The 19,985-nt window shown below is 72.4% G+C and carries 18 protein-coding genes; 10 read left to right on the top strand and 8 right to left on the bottom strand.

What is annotated here, in order from left to right:
• Positions 1 to 164, top strand: a 164-nt coding sequence (locus ACGFSH_RS31005) for an SRPBCC family protein (protein ID WP_393354299.1), incomplete at its 5' end; no start/stop codon positions are given.
• Here the strand turns inward: ACGFSH_RS31005 and ACGFSH_RS31000 are convergent.
• Positions 152 to 898 (bottom strand): IclR family transcriptional regulator, encoded by a 747-nt coding sequence (locus ACGFSH_RS31000; protein WP_393354297.1) that lies wholly within the window; start codon positions 896 to 898, stop codon positions 152 to 154. The genes ACGFSH_RS31005 and ACGFSH_RS31000 overlap by 13 nt on opposite strands.
• 203 nt (positions 899 to 1,101) lie before the next feature.
• On the opposite strand from ACGFSH_RS31000, the gene betA reads away from it, so the two are divergent.
• On the top strand, positions 1,102 to 2,772 hold the full coding sequence (gene betA, locus ACGFSH_RS30995; RefSeq protein ID WP_393354286.1) for a choline dehydrogenase: 1,671 nt from the start codon (positions 1,102 to 1,104) through the stop codon (positions 2,770 to 2,772).
• 3 nt (positions 2,773 to 2,775) lie between these two features.
• Positions 2,776 to 3,612 carry a 5,10-methylenetetrahydrofolate reductase gene (locus ACGFSH_RS30990; protein WP_393354284.1) on the top strand — a complete coding sequence of 279 codons (837 nt, stop codon included), beginning with the start codon at positions 2,776 to 2,778 and terminating at the stop codon, positions 3,610 to 3,612.
• 82 nt (positions 3,613 to 3,694) lie between these two features.
• Here the strand turns inward: ACGFSH_RS30990 and ACGFSH_RS30985 are convergent, their stop codons facing one another.
• The gene (locus tag ACGFSH_RS30985; RefSeq protein WP_393354283.1) at positions 3,695 to 4,090 is read right to left on the bottom strand and encodes a molybdopterin-binding protein; all 396 of its coding nucleotides are present in this window, start codon (positions 4,088 to 4,090) and stop codon (positions 3,695 to 3,697) included.
• Positions 4,091 to 4,186: 96 nt separating this feature from the next.
• Here ACGFSH_RS30985 and ligA point away from each other — a divergent pair, with 96 nt between their 5' ends.
• Positions 4,187 to 6,370, top strand: a complete 2,184-nt coding sequence (gene ligA, locus ACGFSH_RS30980) for an NAD-dependent DNA ligase LigA (RefSeq protein ID WP_393354281.1) — start codon at positions 4,187 to 4,189, stop codon at positions 6,368 to 6,370.
• 62 nt (positions 6,371 to 6,432) lie between these two features.
• Here the strand turns inward: ligA and ACGFSH_RS30975 are convergent, their stop codons facing one another.
• The 3 genes from ACGFSH_RS30975 to ctaD form a co-directional block, all read right to left on the bottom strand.
• Positions 6,433 to 7,503, bottom strand: coding sequence for a polyprenyl synthetase family protein (locus tag ACGFSH_RS30975; RefSeq protein WP_393354279.1), 1,071 nt, complete (start codon positions 7,501 to 7,503; stop codon positions 6,433 to 6,435).
• 195 nt (positions 7,504 to 7,698) lie between these two features.
• A complete protein-coding gene (locus tag ACGFSH_RS30970) occupies positions 7,699 to 8,055 on the bottom strand; it encodes a cytochrome C oxidase subunit I (RefSeq protein ID WP_393354277.1) in 357 nt (118 codons plus the stop codon).
• A 29-nt stretch (positions 8,056 to 8,084) separates the two neighbouring features.
• The gene (ctaD, locus tag ACGFSH_RS30965; protein ID WP_393354275.1) at positions 8,085 to 9,776 is read right to left on the bottom strand and encodes a cytochrome c oxidase subunit I; all 1,692 of its coding nucleotides are present in this window, start codon (positions 9,774 to 9,776) and stop codon (positions 8,085 to 8,087) included.
• A 231-nt stretch (positions 9,777 to 10,007) separates the two neighbouring features.
• Between ctaD and ACGFSH_RS30960 the strand changes: the two genes are divergently transcribed.
• Positions 10,008 to 10,769: a ZIP family metal transporter gene (locus tag ACGFSH_RS30960; RefSeq protein ID WP_393354273.1), complete on the top strand. Its 762-nt coding sequence runs from the start codon at positions 10,008 to 10,010 to the stop codon at positions 10,767 to 10,769.
• A 57-nt stretch (positions 10,770 to 10,826) separates the two neighbouring features.
• On the opposite strand, the gene ACGFSH_RS30955 is transcribed toward ACGFSH_RS30960, so the two are convergent.
• Positions 10,827 to 11,384, bottom strand: a complete 558-nt coding sequence (locus ACGFSH_RS30955) for a hypothetical protein (RefSeq protein ID WP_393354271.1) — start codon at positions 11,382 to 11,384, stop codon at positions 10,827 to 10,829.
• A 240-nt stretch (positions 11,385 to 11,624) separates the two neighbouring features.
• On the opposite strand from ACGFSH_RS30955, the gene ACGFSH_RS30950 reads away from it, so the two are divergent.
• Positions 11,625 to 12,116 (top strand): hemerythrin domain-containing protein, encoded by a 492-nt coding sequence (locus ACGFSH_RS30950; protein WP_393354269.1) that lies wholly within the window; start codon positions 11,625 to 11,627, stop codon positions 12,114 to 12,116.
• Between the two features lie 152 nt (positions 12,117 to 12,268).
• Here ACGFSH_RS30950 and ACGFSH_RS30945 read toward each other — a convergent pair whose 3' ends face one another.
• Positions 12,269 to 13,987: a SpoIIE family protein phosphatase gene (locus ACGFSH_RS30945; protein WP_393354267.1), complete on the bottom strand. Its 1,719-nt coding sequence runs from the start codon at positions 13,985 to 13,987 to the stop codon at positions 12,269 to 12,271.
• Positions 13,988 to 14,444: 457 nt separating this feature from the next.
• On the opposite strand from ACGFSH_RS30945, the gene ACGFSH_RS30940 reads away from it, so the two are divergent.
• Together ACGFSH_RS30940 and ACGFSH_RS30935 are read left to right on the top strand one after the other, a co-directional pair.
• Complete coding sequence (locus ACGFSH_RS30940; RefSeq protein ID WP_393354265.1) at positions 14,445 to 15,272, top strand: restriction endonuclease; 828 nt, start codon at positions 14,445 to 14,447, stop codon at positions 15,270 to 15,272.
• Positions 15,273 to 15,618: 346 nt separating this feature from the next.
• Positions 15,619 to 17,148 (top strand): MFS transporter, encoded by a 1,530-nt coding sequence (locus ACGFSH_RS30935; RefSeq protein ID WP_393354263.1) that lies wholly within the window; start codon positions 15,619 to 15,621, stop codon positions 17,146 to 17,148.
• An 84-nt stretch (positions 17,149 to 17,232) separates the two neighbouring features.
• Here ACGFSH_RS30935 and ACGFSH_RS30930 read toward each other — a convergent pair whose 3' ends face one another.
• On the bottom strand, positions 17,233 to 18,498 hold the full coding sequence (locus ACGFSH_RS30930) for a DUF2235 domain-containing protein (protein WP_393354261.1): 1,266 nt from the start codon (positions 18,496 to 18,498) through the stop codon (positions 17,233 to 17,235).
• A gap of 413 nt (positions 18,499 to 18,911) precedes the next feature.
• Between ACGFSH_RS30930 and ACGFSH_RS30925 the strand changes: the two genes are divergently transcribed.
• Positions 18,912 to 19,460: a WD40 repeat domain-containing protein gene (locus ACGFSH_RS30925; protein WP_393354259.1), complete on the top strand. Its 549-nt coding sequence runs from the start codon at positions 18,912 to 18,914 to the stop codon at positions 19,458 to 19,460.
• Positions 19,424 to 19,984 carry a WD40 repeat domain-containing protein gene (locus tag ACGFSH_RS30920; RefSeq protein WP_393354257.1) on the top strand — a complete coding sequence of 187 codons (561 nt, stop codon included), beginning with the start codon at positions 19,424 to 19,426 and terminating at the stop codon, positions 19,982 to 19,984. Before ACGFSH_RS30925 ends, ACGFSH_RS30920 begins: the two co-directional genes overlap by 37 nt.
• Position 19,985 lies beyond the last annotated feature (1 nt).

Raw genomic sequence — 19,985 nt, 5'->3', positions numbered from 1 at the left:
GCGAGCGCACCCAGCCCGGCATGAGTTCACGGCTGTACGCCGAGGGCGGTGTGCTGGTACCCAGCGAGCACCACATCGGCGCATTCCACACCTGGGTGAACGAGCGCCTGGGCGGCGGACGGCCGCCGGGGCAGCGGACCGGGCGAGGCGCTCAGCCCAGGTAGCCCATCCGGTGGCTGATCTCCTCCGCGCCCTTCAGCAGGACCGGCGAGAGCTCGTGCAGGCGTTCCTCGGTGAGCCGGTAGGAGGGTCCGGAGGCGCTCAGCGCGGCGATGACCCGGCCCTCCCGGTCGCGGACCGGCGCCGCCATGGCGTGCAGGCCGATCTCCAGCTCCTCCAGGGTGAAGGCGTAACCCCGCTCGCGGGCGTCGGCGAGGTTCTTCTCCAGCTTCGCCTTCGCGGTGATGGTTTGCTGGGTGACCTTCTTCAGTCCGGCCTCGGAGAGCAGCGCGGTGCGTTCGCGGGCGGGCAGATGCGCCAGCAGGATCTTGCCGCTCGACGTGGCGTGCAGCGGGGTCAGCTCCCCGACCCAGTTGTGCGCGGTGACGGCCCCCGGGCCGCGGACCTCGTACAGGTTGATCGCGTAGTGCTCCTGCATGACGGCGATGTTGACGGTCTCGCCGATCTCCTCGGCGAGCCGCTCGCAGACGGGGCGGCCCTGCTGGGTGATGTCGATGCGCCCGGTGACCGCGCCGGCCAGGCGCACGATGCCGAAGCCGAGCCGGTACTTGCCGCGCTCGCCGGCCTGTTCGACGAGGCCGCGGGCCTCCAGGGCGCCGAGCAGCCGGAACGCGGTGGACTTGTGAACGTCGATCTCGCCGGCCACCTCGCTGACGCCCGCCTCGCCCCGCTGGGCCAGGATCTCCAGGACGCTGATGGCGCGGTCCACCGACTGCACTCCGCCGGCCTGCGTATGGGTTGTCTCGGTGTCTGTGCTGTGGTTGCTCACAACGAAACTATACGCGTAGTAAACAACGCGGGTGCAAGTTCCGAAGCGGGCCGCCATTCGCTCGCAAGTTGCGATGCGCGCAACCTGGTGCGCATGACGCTACTGGCGTTAGCATGCGTCGCGTATCTACGGCGCGAGTGAGGCGAGGCTCCATGGCTCCTGTGCAGTACGACTTCGTCATCGTGGGTGGTGGTTCGGCCGGCTGCGCGCTGGCGAACAGGCTGTCGGCGGATCCGGGGAACCGGGTGCTGGTACTGGAGGCGGGCCGGCCGGACTATCCGTGGGACGTGTTCATCCACATGCCCGCCGCGCTGACGTACCCGATCGGGAGCCGGTTCTACGACTGGAAGTACGAGTCGGAGCCCGAGCCGCACATGGGCGGCCGGCGGGTCTACCACGCGCGGGGCAAGGTGCTGGGCGGGTCGAGCAGCATCAACGGCATGATCTTCCAGCGGGGCAACCCCATGGACTACGAACGCTGGGCCGCCGATCCGGGGATGGAGGCCTGGGACTACGCGCACTGCCTGCCGTACTTCAAGCGGATGGAGAACTGCCTCGCGGCCGATCCCGACGACGAGTTCCGCGGCCACGACGGCCCCCTCGTCCTGGAACGCGGCCCGGCGACCAACCCTCTCTTCGGCGCGTTCCTCAAGGCCACCGAGGAAGCGGGCCACGCCCCGACCGACGACGTCAACGGCTACCGCCAGGAGGGCTTCGCCCGCTTCGACCGCAACGTCCACCGCGGACGGCGCCTGTCGGCGTCCAAGGCGTACCTCAAGCCCGCCAGGAAACGCCCCAACCTCGCCGTACGCACCCGCGCCCTGGTCACCCGGGTCCTGTTCGAGGGCAAACGGGCCGTCGGCGTCGAGTACCGGCGCGGCAAGGGCGCCCCGCGGCAGGTGCGCGCACGGGAGGTCGTGCTGTGCGGCGGCGCGATCAACTCCCCGCAACTGCTCCAGCTGTCCGGCGTCGGCAACGCGGACGAGTTGCGTGCCCTGGGCATCGACGTCGTGCACGACCTGCCGGGCGTGGGGGAGAACCTTCAGGACCACCTGGAGGTCTACATCCAGTACGCCTGCAGGCAGCCGGTGTCGGTGCAGCCGTACCTGGCGAAGTGGCGCGCCCCCTTCATCGGCCTGCAATGGCTGCTGCGGAAGGGCCCCGCGGCCACGAACCACTTCGAGGCCGGCGGCTTCTGCCGCAGCAACGAGGACGTGGCCTATCCGAACCTGATGTTCCACTTCCTGCCGATCGCGGTCCGCTACGACGGCTCGGTGCCGGCCGGCGGCCACGGGTACCAGGTGCACGTCGGTCCCATGTACTCCGACGCGGTGGGCTCGGTGAAGATCAGGAGCCGGGACCCGCGGGAACACCCCGCCCTGCGCTTCAACTACCTGTCCACCGAGCAGGACCGGCGGGAGTGGATCGAGGCCGTCCGGGTGGCCCGCACGCTCCTCGAGCAGCCCGCGCTGGCTCCCTACAACGGCGGGGAGATCTCGCCGGGGCCGTCCGTCGCGTCCGACGAGGAGATCCTCGCCTGGGTCGCGAAGGACGGCGAGACGGCCCTGCATCCGTCGTGCACCTGCAAGATGGGCACCGACGACATGTCCGTCGTCGACCCCGCGAGCATGCGCGTGCACGGGGTGGAAGGGCTGCGGGTGGTGGACGCTTCGGTCATGCCGTACGTGACCAACGGCAACATCTACGCTCCGGTCATGATGATCGCGGAGAAGGCCGCCGACCTCATCCTCGGCAAGGAGCCGCTGCCCGCCTCCACCGCCGCCTACTACCGCCACCGCGACGCCCGCAAGCCGGCGGAGTAGGCGTTGGCCGCCGCAGGACTGCGCACGCTGCTCGGCCGCGTCCGCTACGAGGTGCTGCCCGCGAAGGCCACCGAGGACAAGGTCCTCGCCCACGTCCCGCACGACGTCGTCGTCACCGTGACGGCGTCGCCGGTCAAGGGCCTGGAACCGACACTCGACCTCACCGCCCGGCTCGCCGCGCACGGCTTCCCCGTCGTGCCGCACGTCCCCGCGAGGCTCCTGCGCGACGACGTCCACCTCAAGGACGTCGTCGACCGGCTGCGCGAGGCCGGCGTGGACGACGTCTTCGTCCCGGCGGGCGACGCGGACCGGCCCGCCGGGTCCTACCACGGCGCCCTGCCGGTGCTGCGACGGCTGGGCGAACTGGGCGGCCCCTTCGCCCGCGTGGGCATCACGGGCTACCCGGAGAGCCACCCCCTCATCCACGACGACCTCACCGTCCAGGCAATGTGGGACAAGCGCGAACACGCCACGTACATCGTGAGCAACCTCTGCTTCGACCCACGCGTGCTGGGAGACTGGATCGCCCGCGTCAGGGCCCGCGGCGTGGCCCTGCCCGTCCACCTCGGCGTCGCCGGGCCGGTGCAACGGGCCAAGCTGCTGGCCATGGCGACGAAGATCGGCGTGGGGGAGTCGGCCCGCTTCCTGACCAGGCACCCCTCCTGGTTCCTGCGCTTCGCCGCGCCCGGCGGCTACTCGCCCGAGCCGCTGCTCACCCGCGCCGGGCCGGCGCTGGCCGCGCCCTCCGCGGGCGTGGCGGGACTGCACCTGTTCACCTTCAACCAGATCGCCGAGACGGAGCGCTGGCGGCGAGCGCTGCTGGACCGGCTGGGCGACTGAGCGACGGCCGCGCGCGGGCGGGCGTGCGTCATAGTGGAACAATGAGCGCGGCGGCCGCCTTCAGCCGAACCGGGACCAGGGGTCAGGTCCGGTCGATGTGCACGTTCGTCGACTTGACGCGGGCGGTGGCCTCCACCCCCACCTCCAGCCCCAGCTCCTCGACGGCCTCCCGCGTCAGCAGCGACACCAGCCGGTGCGGCCCGGCCTGGATCTCCACCTGGGCCGCCACGTCGCCCAGCTTCACGGCCGTCACGATCCCGGGGAAGGCGTTGCGGACCGACGTGTACGACACGTCCTCCCCGGCGCCGCCGCCCGCCGCCAGCTCCACCGAGAAGGCGGCCAGGTCCCTGCCGTCGACGAGGCGACGTCCGCTCTCGTCCCGGTGGGTGGCCACCCGGCCCGCGTCGGCCCACCGCCGTGCGGTGTCGGGACTCACGCCGAGGAGCCGGGCCGCCTGGCCGATCGTGTAGGACTGCATACCCGTCAAGATAGGCGATCGCCGCCGCCGGGTCCTTCCCTTGCGGGCCTCCTCGGCGTCCCGGCGCGGAGGGCGTTGTCAGTGGTCGCGGGCAGGATGTCGGTCATGACGACACCAGTTGCAGTGCTCGCCGACGCCGCCGCCTACGCGCGGGCGGTCGAGGACGCCGTGCGGGCTTCGGCCGCCTACTACGAGGCCGGGACGTCGGCGCTCGACGACGACTCCTACGACCGGCTGGTGCGCGCCGTCGCGGCCTGGGAGGCCGAGCACCCGGACGAGGTGCTCGCCAACTCGCCGACCGGCAAGGTGGCCGGCGGCGCCGTGGAGGGCGACGTCCCGCACACGGCCCCGATGCTGAGCCTGGACAACGTCTTCTCACCCGAGGAGTTCACGGCCTGGACGGCCTCGCTGGCCCGCCGCCTGGGCCGGGACGTCCAGCGGTACAGCGTGGAGCCCAAGCTCGACGGCCTGGCGATCGCGGCGCGCTACACCGGCGGCCGTCTGACGCGGCTGGTCACCCGGGGAGACGGGACGGCCGGTGAGGACGTCTCGCACGCGATCGGCACGATCGAGGGCCTGCCGGCCGAGCTGACCGAACCCGTCACGGTGGAGGTGCGCGGCGAGGTCCTGATGACGACCGGCCAGTTCGAGCACGCCAACGAGGTGCGCACCGCGCACGGCGGAGCGCCGTTCGCCAACCCGCGCAACGCCGCCGCCGGCACCCTGCGCGCGAAGGAACGCGCCTACACCGTGCCCATGACGTTCTTCGGCTACGGGCTGCTGCCGCTCGCCGACACCGAGCCCGCCCTGGCCGCGGCCCTGCGGGAGTGCGCGCACGGCGACCTGATGAGCCGGACCGCCGCGTACGGAGTGAACACCACGGCCGCCACCGCCGTGCCCGGCGTCACCGCCGGCACGGTCACGGCCGTCCTGGACCGCGTGTCGGAGATCGCCGCGCTGCGCCCGTCGCTGCCCTTCGGCATCGACGGGATCGTCGTCAAGGCCGACCTGGCAGCCGACCAGCGGGCCGCGGGCTCCGGTTCACGCGCCCCACGCTGGGCGATCGCCTTCAAGCTGCGCGCCGTCGAGAAGATCACCCGGCTGCTGGCGGTGGAGTGGAACGTCGGCCGCACCGGCGTCATCGCCCCGCGCGCCGTCCTGGAACCGGTGCAGATCGACGGCTCGACCATCACCTACGCGACGCTCCACAACCCGGCCGACATCACCCGCCGCGATCTGCGGCTCGGGGACCGGGTGATGGTTCACCGGGCCGGCGACGTCATCCCCCGCATCGAGGCGCCCGTGGCCCACCTGCGCACCGGCGACGAACAGCCGATCGTCTTCCCCGAGACGTGCCCGCGCTGCGGATCGGGCATCGACACCGGCGAACAGCGCTGGCGCTGCGAGAACGGCCGCAACTGCCATCTCGTCGCATCCCTCTCCTACGCCGCCGGACGCGACCAGCTCGACATCGAGGGCCTCGGCCACACCCGCGTCGTCCAGCTCGTCGAGGCGGGCCTCGTCGCCGACCTCGCCGACCTGTTCACCCTCACCCGCGAGCAACTGCTCGGCCTGGAGCGCATGGGGGAGACGAGCACCGACAAGCTGCTCGCGGCGCTCGCCGCGGCGAAGGCCCAGCCGCTGTCGAGAGTGCTGTGCGCGCTCGGCGTGCGTGGCACGGGCCGCTCCATGTCCCGCCGGATCGCCCGGCACTTCGCCGACATGGACCACCTGCGCGCCGCGGACGCCGAGGCCGTCCGGCAGGTCGACGGGATCGGCGCCGAGAAGGCCCCGTCGATCGTGGCCGAACTCGCCGAACTCGCCCCGCTCGTCGACAAACTGGCCGCGGCCGGGGTCAACATGACCGAGCCCGGCGCCGTCCCGCCCGCCCCGGCGGCCCCCGCCGTGGACGACGACGCCCAGAGCGACGGCGACGGCACGCACACCGCGACCGGCACAAAGACGCCGACCGGCCGGGAAGCCGGGCCCGGTGCGGGCGGGCCGCTGGCCGGGACGACCGTGGTCGTCACCGGCGCGATGACCGGCGCACTCGAGAAGCTCAGCCGCAACGAGATGAACGAGCTGATCGAACGGGCCGGCGGCCGCGCGTCCTCCAGCGTGTCGAAGAGGACGACGCTGGTCGTGGCGGGAGAGGGCGCCGGCTCCAAGCGCGCCAAGGCGGAGGCTCTCGGCGTCCGGCTCGCGACGCCCGACGAGTTCGCGGCCCTGGTCGCGGACCACCTCGACACGGCGGCCGCCGTCCGGGAACAGGGCGCCTGAGCCGAACCGTGCACGCGGGCAACTCACTTGGCCGGGTCACCCGGTCCGGCGCCCCGGTGCGGTCACTTGACGCGGTCCACACTCCACAGCGGGAGGAGTTCGAAGAACTCGACGGCGTCGCGGCGCCACCGCGCCCGCCACGCGGCGGCGAGCGCGCGGGCCTGTTCGGCGTGCCGTCGCATGTCCGCACGCATCCGGTCCGCCGCACCGCTGCTCTCGGCGATCTCCCGCACCACGGCGACCGTCTCCGGTGTGCAGGAGCGGTCGCCGAGCGCCGCCTCCACCACGGCGCGGTCGGCGCCGCTCACCACGGACAGCAGGGCGCGCACGGTGTAGCTCTGTTTGCCCTCGCGCAGGTCCCCGCCGGTCGGCTTGCCCAGGACGGCCGCGTCCCCGAACAGGTCGAGGTAGTCGTCGCGCATCTGCCCGCAGATCCCGACCAGCCGCGCGTAGTCGCCCAGTTCCCGTTCGAAGGGCTCGGGCCGCTCGCCCGCGGCCAGCAGCCCGAGCCGCATGGGCGCGAGGATCGAGTAGCGGGCGGACTTGTAGTCGGCCACCGTGTGCAGGACGTCCTCGTGCGGGGCGGAGACGAAGTCCCGCTCCAGATCGGCGATCTGGCCCATGAAGGTGTCGGCGGCCGCCCGCGTCTGCGCCTCGGCCATGGCCTGCCGCACGGCGCGCGGCGCCTGCGCGTCGAGGAGGACCCGCAACGACAGGGCGAGCGCCAGGTCGCCCGCGAGGACGGTGAGGCCGAGGGCCGTCCGCGGGTGAGCGGGGAACCGGTCACGGTAGGCGTAGTACGTGGAAGGACCGCCCCGGCGGGTGGGACTGTCGTCGATGAGGTCGTCGTGGATCAGACCGTGGGCCTGAAGCAGCTCGATGCTCAGCGCGGCCGCGTCCAGCGCCTCGGCCGGCTCCTCGGACACCAGGCGGGCCGCCTCGTGGAGCAGGACGACCCGCATCCGCTTGCCGCCGCGCAGGGCCAGATCGCGCACCAGCGCCAGGCACTCCGGGGCGAAGCGGCTGAACGACGGCGCGTCGAGCCTGGCGCCCAGCGAGTCGAAGTACTCCTCCAGCAGCGCGTTGAACCGCCTCTCGTGACCGGCGACGCGACGGAGGACTTGTTCGGTCATGACGGGGTCTTCCTGATCGGACGGCGAGACGGACGAGGACGTCAGCTTGCCATCCGCCGGTTGCCGTCCCCCGCCCCGGGCACGTCGCGCGCCGCGTCCCACGGGTGAGGGGCGGTCACGGCCGCCCGGCCGTGACCGCCCCTCACCCGTGGAAGACCCCGTCGGCGACCGGACGCGACGCCCCGGTCACCGGGCTCAGCGGATCAGCGACAGCGCGGCCGCGGTCACCGAGGCGAGGCACGCGCCGACGGCCACGGTGCAGGCCACACAGCGCTGGCGCAGCTCCCGGTAGCGCGTCTCGTACTCGCCGCGCAGCGAACGACAGCGGGCCGCGATCCGTTCCAGGTCGCGCCGGGCGTGGTGGAGGCTGTCGGCGACGTACCGCTGCTCGACGTCGGCCTTCTGGGAGGTGGTCAGCCACTCCATGGGCTCCACGAAGGCCTGCGCCCGTTCCTCGGCCACCGCGATGGTGGCCTGCCACAGCAGGTACCCCTCCGCCTGGTCGCCGATCCCGCCGGTTCGCGCGGCCCCCTGCCTCGCCGCTTCGCTCATCGGTGCCTCCGGCGGATCGTCGCGGATCATCAGCGGACCCCGTGCGCCTCGGCCTCGGCCATGGCGATGTCGGGGTGGTGCAGGTCGAACGCGGGGGACTCGCTGCGAATGCGCGGCAGGGTGGTGAAGTTGTGACGCGGGGGCGGGCAGGAGGTGGCCCACTCCAGGGAGCGGCCGAAGCCCCACGGGTCGTCGACGCCGACGGGCTTGCCGTACCGGCCCGTTCGCCACACGTTGTAGAGGAACGGCAGCATCGACAGGCCGAGCAGGAAGGAACTGATCGTCGAGATGGTGTTCAGGGCGGTGAACCCGTCCGCGGCCAGGTAGTCCGCGTAGCGGCGCGGCATGCCCTCGGCGCCCAGCCAGTGCTGGATGAGGAAGGTGCCGTGGAAGCCGACGAACAGCGTCCAGAAGGTGATCTTGCCGAGGCGCTCGTCGAGCATCCTGCCGGTGAACTTCGGCCACCAGAAGTGGAAGCCGGAGAACATCGCGAAGACGACGGTGCCGAAGACGACGTAGTGGAAGTGCGCCACCACGAAGTAGGAGTCGGACACGTGGAAGTCCATCGGCGGCGAGGCCAGGATGACGCCGGTCAGACCGCCGAAGAGGAACGTCACGAGGAACCCCGTCGCCCACAGCATCGGCGTCTCGAAGGACACCGACCCCTTCCACATGGTGCCGATCCAGTTGAAGAACTTCACGCCGGTAGGCACGGCGATGAGGAACGTCATGAAGGAGAAGAACGGCAGCAGCACCCCGCCGGTGACGAACATGTGGTGCGCCCACACCGTCACGGACAGACCGGCGATGGAGATCGTCGCGGCCACGAGCCCCATGTAGCCGAAGATCGGCTTGCGGGAGAAGACCGGGATGACCTCGGTGACGATGCCGAAGAACGGCAGGGCGATGATGTACACCTCCGGATGGCCGAAGAACCAGAAGAGGTGCTGCCACAGCAGTGGGCCGCCGTTGGCCGCGTCGAAGATGTGGGCGCCGAACTTGCGGTCCGCCTCCAGGGCGAACAGGGCGGCCGCCAGGACCGGGAAGGCGAACAGGACGAGGACGGCCGTCAGCAGCACGTTCCAGGTGAAGATCGGCAGACGGAACATCGTCATGCCGGGGGCGCGCATGCAGATGATCGTGGTGATGAAGTTGACCGCGCCGAGGATGGTGCCGAAGCCGGAGAAGGCCAGGCCCATGATCCACAGATCGGAACCGAGGCCTGGGCTGCGGATGGCGTCCGACAGCGGGGTGTAGGCGAACCAGCCGAAGTCGGCGGCGCCCTGCGGGGTGAGGAAGCCGCCCACGGCGATGGAGGACCCGAACAGGTAGAGCCAGTAGGCGAACATGTTCAGCCGCGGGAACGCCACGTCGGGCGCGCCGATCTGAAGCGGCATGATCCAGTTCGTGAAACCGGCGAACAGCGGCGTCGCGAACATCAGCAGCATGACCGTGCCGTGCATCGTGAACAGCTGGTTGTACTGCTCGGGAGAGACGATCTGCAGCCCCGGGCGGGCCAGCTCGGCGCGGATGAGCAGGGCCATCACGCCTCCGATGAGGAAGAACGCGAAGGACGTGGTCAGGTACATCGTGCCGATGGTCTTGTGGTCGGTGGTCGTCAGCCACTTCACGACGACGTTGCCGGGCTGCCTGCCCCTGACCGGCACCTCGGTGTCGTAGGCGGCGGCAGCCGAGCGGTCCGGATCGTTCAGAATCGTCACAGCCAGTTTCTCCAGGTCTCCGCGGTCCGCCCCCGCACGTGCGTGAATCAGGGCCATCCTCGCGAGTCGCGGCGGCGGGCGAAGCCCGGCCGGGGCCGACACACGCCCGAACGGGCGGTTGTCACACACGGTTGGCGTAGTCGGCCCCGGCGCGCCGCCCCCCGGCGGACCGTGCGGCCCGGCGCGGTCGACCGGTGATCCACACCGGGAAATGCGGGTAGACGGGTCTCCATGGCTGAAGTCGTGCAGGCGGGACTGTGGGGGCTGCTGGCGGGCTCGGCGCTGCTGGTCGGCGCCGCGCTGGGGTACGGGCTGAGAGTCCCGCAGAAGGTGATCGCGACGGTGATGGCCTTCGGCGCGGGCGTGCTGTTGTCGGCGGTCTCCTTCGAGCTGGTGGGGGAGGCGTACGACGAGGCGGGGCTGGCTCCCGCGGCCGTCGGCACCCTCGTCGGCGCGCTCGCCTACACGGGCGGCAACGTGTGGCTGGCCCGCCGCGGCGCGCGGCACCGCAAGCGCTCGGGACACGCGGGGGCGCAGGCCCAGCCCTCGGAGAGCGAGCAGGGCGGATCCGGGACGGCGCTCGCGCTCGGCGCCCTCCTCGACGGGGTTCCGGAGTCCGCGGTCATCGGCGTCAGCCTGCTGGACGGGGGCGCCGTCAGCCTGGTGACGGTGGCCGCCGTCTTCATCAGCAACGTCCCGGAGGGGCTGTCCAGTTCGGCCGGCATGAAGAAGGCCGGCCGCACCAAGAAGTACGTCTTCGGCGTCTGGGCGGCGATCGCGGCGGCCAGCACCCTTTCGGCCGTCCTCGGCTATGCCGTGGTCGGTTCCTTCCCGCCCGCGGTGATCGCCGCGGTGACCGCGGTGGCGGCCGGGGCCATCCTCGCCATGATCGCCGACACGATGATCCCCGAGGCGTTCGACGACGCCCACCTGGCCATCGGGCTCATCACCGTGTGCGGCTTCCTGGTCTCCTTCGCCCTCTCCCACGCCTGACCGCCCCGGGACGGGCGGAGCACGGCGACGCGAACGGCGTCCGCCGTCCGCCGGCCCTCAGGCATCGGTCCCGGCACCGGCGTCCACCTCGGCCCTGAGGGCGTCGCGCAGCCGTCGCAGGTCGTCCGCCGGCCGGCCCAGGCCGTTCAGCTGCAACCGGGCCGCCTCGGTGCGGGCGTCCCGGTGCACCCGGTAGGCGAGGTCGGCCGACTGACGCACCATCCACTGACCGTACGAGAGCAGCCGTGCCGCGCGGGCCCGCGCCCCCGCGAGGTCGGCGTCGGCGAGGGGCAGCTCCAGCAGCCGTGCGCGCAGCCGCAGCAGGGCCGAGGCAGCGTCACCGCAGGCCCTGGCGGCCCGGTCCGGGACGGGGCCGGGCTCGCCGCAGGCGGCCACCGCCGCGTCCGCAGGGCCCTGGGCGGCCACCGCCTCCTCCAGCACCACGAGCAGCGCCGCCGCCTGGGCGGCCCGCGACGGACGCGGCGGAGCGGGACGCCGCGGGAGCGTGCGGCGGCGCAGGCCCAGGAGCGCGAGGAGCCGGCCACCGGGCGTGCCTCCACCCCGGCCGGAGGGGGCCGGCGCCGGGACGGGTGCGGGGAGGCCGGTCGAGGACATGGCTCCTCCTGGGACGGGGGCGCGGCGCACGCTCCCTGAAGTGTCCCGCTCCCGGCCGCCGAACGGCGGCGAGAGCGCCGGCGCCCGCGTCGTGACCGCCCGGTGCGTCCGCCGGGCGCACCTCAGGCGCGTCCGTCCGAGCGAAGACGACGGGATCCCGGAAAGCCTGATCACTGAACGCGTCGGGGCGGGGTAGACGGTTGCGGCAAGGTCCCCTCTTACGAAAGTGATGCCGGTTCCATGGCCGAGACACGAGACGTCGTCGAACTCATTCTTCAGGACCACCGGAGAATGGAAGATCTCTTTCGCCAGATGCGCAGCGTGGAAGCGGACCGGGCCGCCGCCCTGAAGGAGTTCGCCGACCTGCTGATCGCGCACGCGCTGGCGGAGGAGGCGAAGGTGTACCCCGCCCTCAAGCGCTACAAGAAGATCGAGGACGAAGAGGTCGAGCACGGCGAGGAGGAGCACGAGGAGGGCAACAAGGCGCTCCTCGAACTCCTGGAGGTCGACGAGGTCGGCTCCGAGGAGTGGGACGAGAAGCTGGAGGCACTCGTCGAGGCCGTCACCCACCACGCCGACGAGGAGGAACGCACCATCCTCAACGGCGCACGCGAGAACGTGGCCATGGAGCGGCGTGAGGAACTCGGCGGGGAGTTCCTGGAGGAGCGGGAGCGGCAGCTGAAGGCGGGCTGCGGCGCCGTGGACAACGTGCGCCGCATCGTCCAGTCCTGAGCGGCACCCGGCCGCGATCGGCCGGCTCGCGATCCCGATGGCCGGAGCCCGTCCCACTCGCCGGGGGACGGGCTCCGGGCGTGCGTGATCCCCGGATCACTGGCCCGCGGATCCCCTGCTCCCCGGTCCGCAGGGCGGATGGGCGGGGCGGGTCAGGAACGGGTGGGCGTCCGCAGGGCGAGGAGGGCGACGTCGTCGTCGTTGGCGTTGGGGCGGACCCGTCGCAGCAACTGATCGGTGAAGGACGCCAGCGGCCGGTGTGCGAGGGCGGCGGCGTGCTGCCGCAGCCGGTGCAGACCCTCGTCGAGCGTGTGGCCGGGCTCCTCGATGAGGCCGTCCGTGTACAGGAGCAGGGTGGACCCGGGCGGCAGCAGGGCGGTGGCGTCGGCGCGGGGCCTGCGCGCCCCGGTGCCCAGCAGGATGCCGTGACCGTCGGTGAGGTACTCGGCCAGGCCGTCGTGGCTGATCAGCAGCGGCGGCGGATGCCCGGCGTTGGTCCAGCTCAGTTTCCAGCTGCCCGCGTCCTCCTCCTCGATCTTGGCGAGGATGAGGGTGGCCATGGCGACGTCGGTGATGTGCATGACGGCCTCGTCGAGGCGGTCCACGATCGCGCTGGGCGGCTCCTGGAGCGCCCAGGCGTAGGCGCGCAGCATGTTGCGCACCTGGGCCATCCCGGCAGCCGCCTCCAGGTCGTGGCCCACGACGTCGCCGACGGCCAGCGCGGTGGACCCGTCGGACAGGCGGAACGCGTCGTACCAGTCGCCCCCCACCTGCGAGGCGTCGGGCGCGGGCAGGTAGCGCACCGTCATCTGCAGCCCGGGCACGCGCGGCATCTGGGGCAGCAGATGGTTCTGCATCGTCTCGGCGACCTTGCGCTGACGCTGGTAGAGCCGCGCGTTGTCGAGGGCGAGGCCGGCGCGGCGGGCGATGTCCTCGATCAGGGGGAGGTCGGCGGGGTTGTAGTCCCCGGGCTGTGCTGCGCGGCCGAGGGTCAGGGCCCCGAGGACGGCGCGGGTGCTGCGGATGGGGGCGATGGCCGCGGAGTGGATGCCGGTGGCGTCGAACAAGCGGCGCTGCTCGACCGCGATGCCGGAATCCGGCGCCCCCTGGTAGGTCTGCGGGCCGGCCAGCGTCGAGGCCACCCCGCGCAGCGCCCTCGACAGGGGCATCGGGGATTCCTCGGGGATCGGCGGCATCGGCCCCTGGAGTTCGTCGTGGTGTGTCAGGGAGACGCCGTCCGACTCGACCACGACGGTGCGCCACACCTCGTCCCGCTCGGTGATGAGGTCGATGATGACCCAGTCGGCGAGCCGCGGTACGACCAGGGTCACCAGCCTCCGCAGCGCCTCGTCGACGTCCAGGGTGGAGGTCAGCTGGGTGGTGGTCGCGGCGAGCAGGGCGAGGCGTTCGAGCTCCGGCAGCAGGGTGGCAGCGGGCGCGGGCGGCGTGTCCGACTCCTCCAGGTGGCGCGGGTGGAAGATGACGAGGGTGCAGTTTTCGAGGCCGTTGAGGTCGAGAGGGGTTATCAGCCAGGAGATGGGCAGCACGCCGCCGTCCGCGCGGGCGAAGTGGTCATCGTCGGCCTGGGCGGGCCGTCCGGCGTGGAAGGCCTGCCGCATGCTGCACTGGGTTCTGGGCAGGGGCTGACCGTGGGCGTCGCGGTGCAGCAGGTCGTGCGCGTCATGGCCGACGAGGTCCTCGGGGGACCAGCCCAGGAGCTTTTGCGTCCGCGAGTTCACCGCCACGACGCGGCCCTGCTCGTCCACCACGTACGCGCCGGCCCTGACCGCCTCCAGCACGTCGGTGAGCGGGGTGGCCGGCGCCCCCGGACGCCGCGTCGCACGGGTCTCCGATTGCTCCGAGCCTGCCATGCCCATGATCTCCCTGCTCGACTGGCGCATCACCGGTGGGCGACGTCCGCCTTCCCGACTGCCCACGACTGCGCGAACGAAGCCGCCGGACGACGCCCGTCCGGCCGGGGCGGGCCCCGGGTCGATCATGACCTACCCGGAGCCCGGCCGGCTCCTCGCGGGGTGCGGGGCCCCGCGCCGGCACCCGATGGAGGCCGGCTGCTCGGGGCCGGGTGACGGCGGGCGAAGCCGGGTGGCGGCAGGATCGCGTGCGGGACGAGGGTTCATAGCTGGGAACGACGTGCGTCACGTGTCAGTGGTGAGCATGTCACGAGGGGGATCCGGCCGGCGATCCGGTGTGGCCGCGGGGCGGCGGACGGGCGGCCGTCGGAGATGATCGCGCCGGTTCGATAGAACCTCCCGTACCCGGGAAGACGCCTGTTGATCTTCGTTGGCGTCCTCGGGAGGAAGCATCACCATGGCCGTACCCGTCCGTGCTTCGCGTTCCGCGCGCCGCCCCCGTCGGTTCGAACTGCGGGCCACAGCACTGTACTTCGCCCTTGTCGCCGTTCTCCTGGCGCTGGTGGGCACGGTCGCGCGCACCGCGGCGGCCGCTGTCGAGCACCGTCCCGCCTGGATCGCCGCCCTCGTCCTCGTCGGCGTCGGCAGCGTCGCGGCCGGCCGCCGCGGGGGGCGACGGATATCGGCGGCGAGGCTGGCGCGCCGCGCCGCGAAGGCGCTGGACGAGGCCACGATGACGGCGGTCGACGCCCTCGACGCGCCCGCACCCGCCCCGGCCGCCGTTCCCGCGACGGCCGGGGCGCCCGCGTACGAGAGGCTTTCCGGCGCCGAGCGCACCGTCGCCCTCGTCGAGCCCGCGACGGAGCCCTGCACCGAAGCCGGGGAGATCGGCTACGAGGAGCTGGACCCCTACGAGTTCGAGGAGGCGATAGCCGAGCTGTGCCGGCGTGACGGCTGCCCGGACGTGGACGTCGTGGGCGGGGCGGGCGATCTGGGCGCCGACGTCCTGGCCAGGACGCCGGACGGCCGGCTGGTCGTCATCCAGTGCAAGCGTTACTGCGACACCAACCGGGTCGGATCCCAGGACATGCAGCGGTTCGGCGGCACCTGTTTCACGGTGCACGGGGCGGACGTCGCCGTCGTGGTCACCACCAGCGACTTCACGGCCCCCGCGGTCGAGTACGCCGAGCAGTGCGGCATCGTGTGCGTGGACGGCGCGGAACTCATGCGCTGGCAGGAGGGCTTGGGCCCGCGGCCGTGGGACCGGGAGCGCGCGGCCGGCTGACCCGCCCCGCTCGCTGGGCCGCACCCCGGCAAGGCAGTTCACGATCGTGACCGCCGGTGGCCCGCGACGGCGCGCGCGGCCCTGGCCTCCGTCTTCCGCGCCGCCCCCGACGGCCGCCGGAACCGTTGCCCCGCCACCCGGCCCGTCCCGTTCCCGTGGCCCCGTTCTCGCAGGTTCCGCACGTGAACGCGGGCACGATCCTTGCGCCGGACGTGGGAGCGGCGGCGTGTCCCCCGTCACTGCGTGAGTCCCCCGAAAGCGGGCAGCAGAGTCTTTACGCACGGAAAGCACCTGCCGCCTCACTGTGCGCGCAGGGCGTCTCACGCAAGACAGGTAAGGAACTGCAGTGGCTGACGTACTCACCGACGGGCAGCCCGAACCACCTCGGTCCGGGCAGGTCGAGGTCTCCGGACTACCCACCCAGGTCCGCCAGGACCTGACACGCAGACTGAGGCGGAACAAGCGTCCCTTTCGCGACGAGGACGTGCAGGTCGTCGAGCCCCCGCTGCTCCGGCGAGCCGTCGGCGCCTCCGCGCTCGGCAACTGCATGGAGTGGTTCGACTTCGGCGTCTACAGCTACCTCGCCGCCACCCTCGGCAAAGTCTTCTTTCCCGGGGCGTCCCCTGCCGCGCAGGTGATCTCGTCCTTCGCCACCTTCGCCGCGGCCTTCGTCGTGCGCCCGCTCGGCGGACTCGTCTTCGGACCGCTGGGGGACCGCCTCGGCCGCCAGAAGGTGCTCGCCACCACCATGATCATGATGGCGGCCGGCACGTTCGCCATCGGCATCATCCCCAGTTACGCCACCATCGGCATCGCCGCGCCGATCCTGCTGCTGCTGTCACGGATGGTGCAGGGCTTCTCCACCGGCGGAGAGTACGGAGGCGCCACCACCTTCGTCGCCGAGTACTCGCCCGACCGGCGGCGCGGGTTCCTCTCCAGCTGGCTCGACTTCGGCACCTTCGTCGGCTACGCGCTGGGATCCGCCCTGGTCACCACACTGAACTTCGCCCTCAGCGACGCGCAGATGCTGTCCTGGGGCTGGCGGATCCCGTTCCTGATCGCGGGCCCGCTCGGTGTGATCGGTCTCTACATGCGGCTCAAGCTCGAGGAGTCGCCCGCCTTCCAGCAGCAGCTCGACGAGCACGAACAGAGCCTCGCCAAGGAGTCGGCGGGGACCGAGTTCAAGGCCATCGTCAAGGACCACTGGCGGGCCCTGCTCATCTGCATGGGGCTGGTGCTGCTCTACAACGTCACCAACTACATGGTCACGGGCTTCCTGCCGACCTACCAGACCGAGACCCTCGGCCGCTCCAGCAGTTCCGCGGACGTGCTCGTGCTGATCGGCATGGTGTGGATCGTGCTGCTGATCACCTTCCTGGGCCGGCTCAGCGACCGCATCGGCCGCCGCCCGCTGTACGGGTACTCGGCGGCGGCCATGATCGTGCTCGCCGTCCCCGCGTTCCTGCTCATCAAGATGGACGGGACGTGGCCGCCCGTCTTCGGCGTGCTCATCCTCTCCACCCTGCTGGCCTGCTTCGCCGCGCCGAGCGCCGCGACGCTGCCCGCGCTGTTCCCGACCGCGGTGCGCTACGCCGCGATGGGCATCGGTTTCAACTTCGCCGTGGCCGCCTTCGGCGGCACCACCCCGCTCGTCACGGAGGCGCTGGTGAGCGTCACCGGAAACGACATGGTGCCCGCGTTCTACCTCATGGCGGCCGGTGTCATCGGACTGATCACGGTCCGTTTCCTGCCGGAGAGCGCCCAGGTCTCCCTGCACGGCTCCCAGCCGATGGTGGGGTCCAAGAAGGAACGGCGCGAACTGATCGCCACTTCGCAGGAGTTGTACCGGGTCGGCCGGGAGACGTCCCACCGCTGACCCGGCCCGTCGCGCCATGACCCGGCCCTCCGGCCGGGCGGCGTGCCGCTCTCGCTCGTTTCCCGCCCCTGTGCGGTGACGGCCCTACCCGTGCGGGCCGTCGCGCCGAGGACCCTGCGACGGGGGCGCCCCGGAGGGCCGGCCCGCGTCGGCCGCGTCGGCCCGGTCCGCGGGGGACGGCGGACGGTCGGCCGGCGGGGCCGGCGGCAGGGGCGGCAGGCCCGCGGCGAGGTCCGGGAGCAGCACAGGCTCCAGCCGTATCCGCTCCTGGACGGCGAGATACCGTTCCAGTCCCGGCGGCCGGTAGTGCGGGTCGCGGTCGCGGCGCTCCTTGGCGGGCACCGCCAGGAACTCGTTGCCGTCCGGCTCGCCCTCGGCGTTCGCGGCCTCTCCGATCGGCCGGTGCAGCGGTTTGGCGAGCCGGTACCAGCCGTTGCGCGAGGTGTGCAGTTCGCCGAGGGCGTCGGGCCGGACCCGGAAGTCGATGCTCTCCTCGGGCCTCATCACCTCCGGGCCCACCTCGCCGAGCACCTCGGCCTCGAACTCCAGCCCGTGCCGGCGGGCCTGATCGACCATCCACAGCAGGGCGATGTCGGACAACCCGGTCTGCTGGTAACCGCCGCCCACGTCGCAGTGCACCCCGGCGAACCACACCTGCTGGAGTTCCTGGCCCTGCCGGGCGGCCCCCGGCTGCCGGTGCCACAGGGCCGGCCGGAACGCCGAACGCTGCTCGTCGACCGCCAGTGCGTGGAACGCGGCCCGGACCCAACTGCTCACCTCGGTGTTGTGGAACGCCCATCGGCAATTGAACCGGTTCACCGCCGGCCGCAGCGACGGGGCGTCCGGCACCGGGATGCCGAGCGCGCCGACCGTGTCCCACACCCCGATGAAGCGGATCTCCGTCTCGCGCGCATAGGAGCGGCGGAACAGCGTGGCCGCCGCCCCGTTGGGCCGCTCCACCCGGTCCCGGTACAGGGCCCAGGCCTCGGGGATCCGGTCGACGTGGTCCCGTCGCAGGATGCCGCTGTTGCGCACGAGGCCCGCCAGGCTGCGGGCGGTGAACGCGCCCCGGCTGAAGCCGAAGAGGAACAGTTCGTCGTCGGGCTCGTACGTCTCGACGAGGAACCGGTAGGCGTCGACGACGTTCCGCGACAGGCCCGCGCCGAAGGCGCCGCCGCGCAGCCGGTCCCGCCGCTGGGTGCCGACCCCGCTGTGGTAGTAGACGCGTTGCTCCTTTCCGGCGGCCGACCCCGGGCGCACGGACAGCGCGACCTTGGCGACGTTGGTTCTGCTCGGCTGGTCGGCGAAGTTCCATGTGCCGTCGCAACAGACGACGAGGCGCTTGGCCATGACCACACCTCCTGGCGAGCGCACAGTGGTGTCCGGCACCACGTTCCATGCTCGCACCACCGGCCCGGCCACGCCATCCGTCGACGGGTGGCGCATGTCGACAGAGCGACTAGGCTGGTGAGTTGGGCCGGACGCGGCCCTCGGGAGACGCGTCGGACGGGACGCACGCGGTGCACGCGGGCACCCACCGGCCCCGCACCGGGGGCACTCGCCGACGGTGACGTCCGCATCCGTGCGCGGCCCGCGCCGGTCCCCTCGTACGCCCGCCTGAGCGGAGCGCCTGCCGGGCCCCCGCTCCGCGCACAAGCCGTGACCGCGCGGGGCCAGGAGGGACGTCTGCCCGTGGACGGTCCGGCCGCCGGTGCGAACGGTCGGGCGCGGTCAAGCCGGCCAGGCAGGAGGAGGAACCGGTCATGAGCGAGCCGGGAACCGTGGCACTCACCGTCGAGCACGCGGGCTCGGTCCGGGCGATCGCCTTCAGCCCGGACGGCGCCCGTTTCGTCTCCGGCGGTGAGGACACCGTCCTGCGGGTTCGACCGGTCGGCATAGGCGTCCCCTGCGACCTGAGCGTCGACGGGTTCGTGACCGGCGCCGCGTTCAGTCCGGACGGCGCCCGGATCGCCCTGGCCGACTTCGAGCAGGTGCTCCTGCTGGACGCGTCCGGCGGCCCGGCCCTGTGGCAAGGGCCCCTCGACCCCGGCCACTCGGTCAACAGCGTGCGGTTCACCCCGGACGGGCGGGTGATCGCCGCCACCGACACGCTGATCGCCGTCCTCGACCAGGCCACCGGGGCGATCGGCCGCCGGATCACCGTGGACCCGCCGCTCATCGCCGACGTCGACCTGAGCCGGGACGGCGCCCGCGTCGCGCTGGCCGTCGACGAACGCCACGGCGGAGACCACCGCCGGGCGGGATCCGCACGGTCATGGACCTGGCCACCGGCGCCGAACTCGGACGGCTGACCCCCGATGACGCCGTGCTCGCGGTCGCGTTCGCCCCCGACGGGTCCACGGTGGTGTGCTGCGCCGCCGACGACACCACCCGCATGTTCGAGGCGCAGGGCGGCGCACAGCTGTGGCCCGCCCCGGACGAGATCGACGACCAGGTCACCGCCCCGAGCTGCGTGGCCTTCGACCCCCGGGGACGGTGGATCGTCGTCGGCGGCTCCGACGGGTTCGCCCGCGTCCTGGACGCCGGGACCGGAGTGGAGAAGTGCCGGGCCCCGAAGCTCACCCCGGGCGCGCCGGACCCGGGATTCGGGGCCGTCACCCATGTGGCGTTCAGCCCGAACGGCCGGCTCGCGGCCAGCGCCTCCATCGACGCCGTCGTGCGGCTCTTCGACCTCGACGGCAAGGAGCTGTACGCCGTCACCACCGATGAGCGCGAGGTGCTCACCATGACGTTCAGTCCCGACGGCAGCCGCCTCGGCGTCGGATGCTTCGACCGCGCGCTGGTCATCGACAACGGCACGTCCGGCGGAGGGTGAG

This window comes from Streptomyces sp. NPDC048481 (assembly GCF_043200075.1).
Taxonomy (GTDB): domain Bacteria; phylum Actinomycetota; class Actinomycetes; order Streptomycetales; family Streptomycetaceae; genus Streptomyces.
This window is presented reverse-complemented; position numbering and strand designations above follow the sequence as displayed.

What these genes read in the sequence shown, in the direction of transcription:
- betA (WP_393354286.1), top strand. Translation starts at nt 1,102, where the DNA reads ATGGCTCCTGTGCAGTACGACTTCGTCATCGTGGGTGGTGGTTCGGCC.
- ACGFSH_RS30985 (WP_393354283.1), bottom strand. Translation starts at nt 4,090, where the DNA reads ATGCAGTCCTACACGATCGGCCAGGCGGCCCGGCTCCTCGGCGTGAGT.
- ligA (WP_393354281.1), top strand. Translation starts at nt 4,187, where the DNA reads ATGTCGGTCATGACGACACCAGTTGCAGTGCTCGCCGACGCCGCCGCC.
- ACGFSH_RS30975 (WP_393354279.1), bottom strand. Translation starts at nt 7,503, where the DNA reads ATGACCGAACAAGTCCTCCGTCGCGTCGCCGGTCACGAGAGGCGGTTC.
- ACGFSH_RS30970 (WP_393354277.1), bottom strand. Translation starts at nt 8,055, where the DNA reads ATGAGCGAAGCGGCGAGGCAGGGGGCCGCGCGAACCGGCGGGATCGGC.
- ACGFSH_RS30960 (WP_393354273.1), top strand. Translation starts at nt 10,008, where the DNA reads ATGGCTGAAGTCGTGCAGGCGGGACTGTGGGGGCTGCTGGCGGGCTCG.
- ACGFSH_RS30955 (WP_393354271.1), bottom strand. Translation starts at nt 11,384, where the DNA reads ATGTCCTCGACCGGCCTCCCCGCACCCGTCCCGGCGCCGGCCCCCTCC.
- ACGFSH_RS30950 (WP_393354269.1), top strand. Translation starts at nt 11,625, where the DNA reads ATGGCCGAGACACGAGACGTCGTCGAACTCATTCTTCAGGACCACCGG.
- ACGFSH_RS30945 (WP_393354267.1), bottom strand. Translation starts at nt 13,987, where the DNA reads ATGGCAGGCTCGGAGCAATCGGAGACCCGTGCGACGCGGCGTCCGGGG.
- ACGFSH_RS30940 (WP_393354265.1), top strand. Translation starts at nt 14,445, where the DNA reads ATGGCCGTACCCGTCCGTGCTTCGCGTTCCGCGCGCCGCCCCCGTCGG.
- ACGFSH_RS30930 (WP_393354261.1), bottom strand. Translation starts at nt 18,498, where the DNA reads ATGGCCAAGCGCCTCGTCGTCTGTTGCGACGGCACATGGAACTTCGCC.
- ACGFSH_RS30925 (WP_393354259.1), top strand. Translation starts at nt 18,912, where the DNA reads ATGAGCGAGCCGGGAACCGTGGCACTCACCGTCGAGCACGCGGGCTCG.
- ACGFSH_RS30920 (WP_393354257.1), top strand. Translation starts at nt 19,424, where the DNA reads ATGGACCTGGCCACCGGCGCCGAACTCGGACGGCTGACCCCCGATGAC.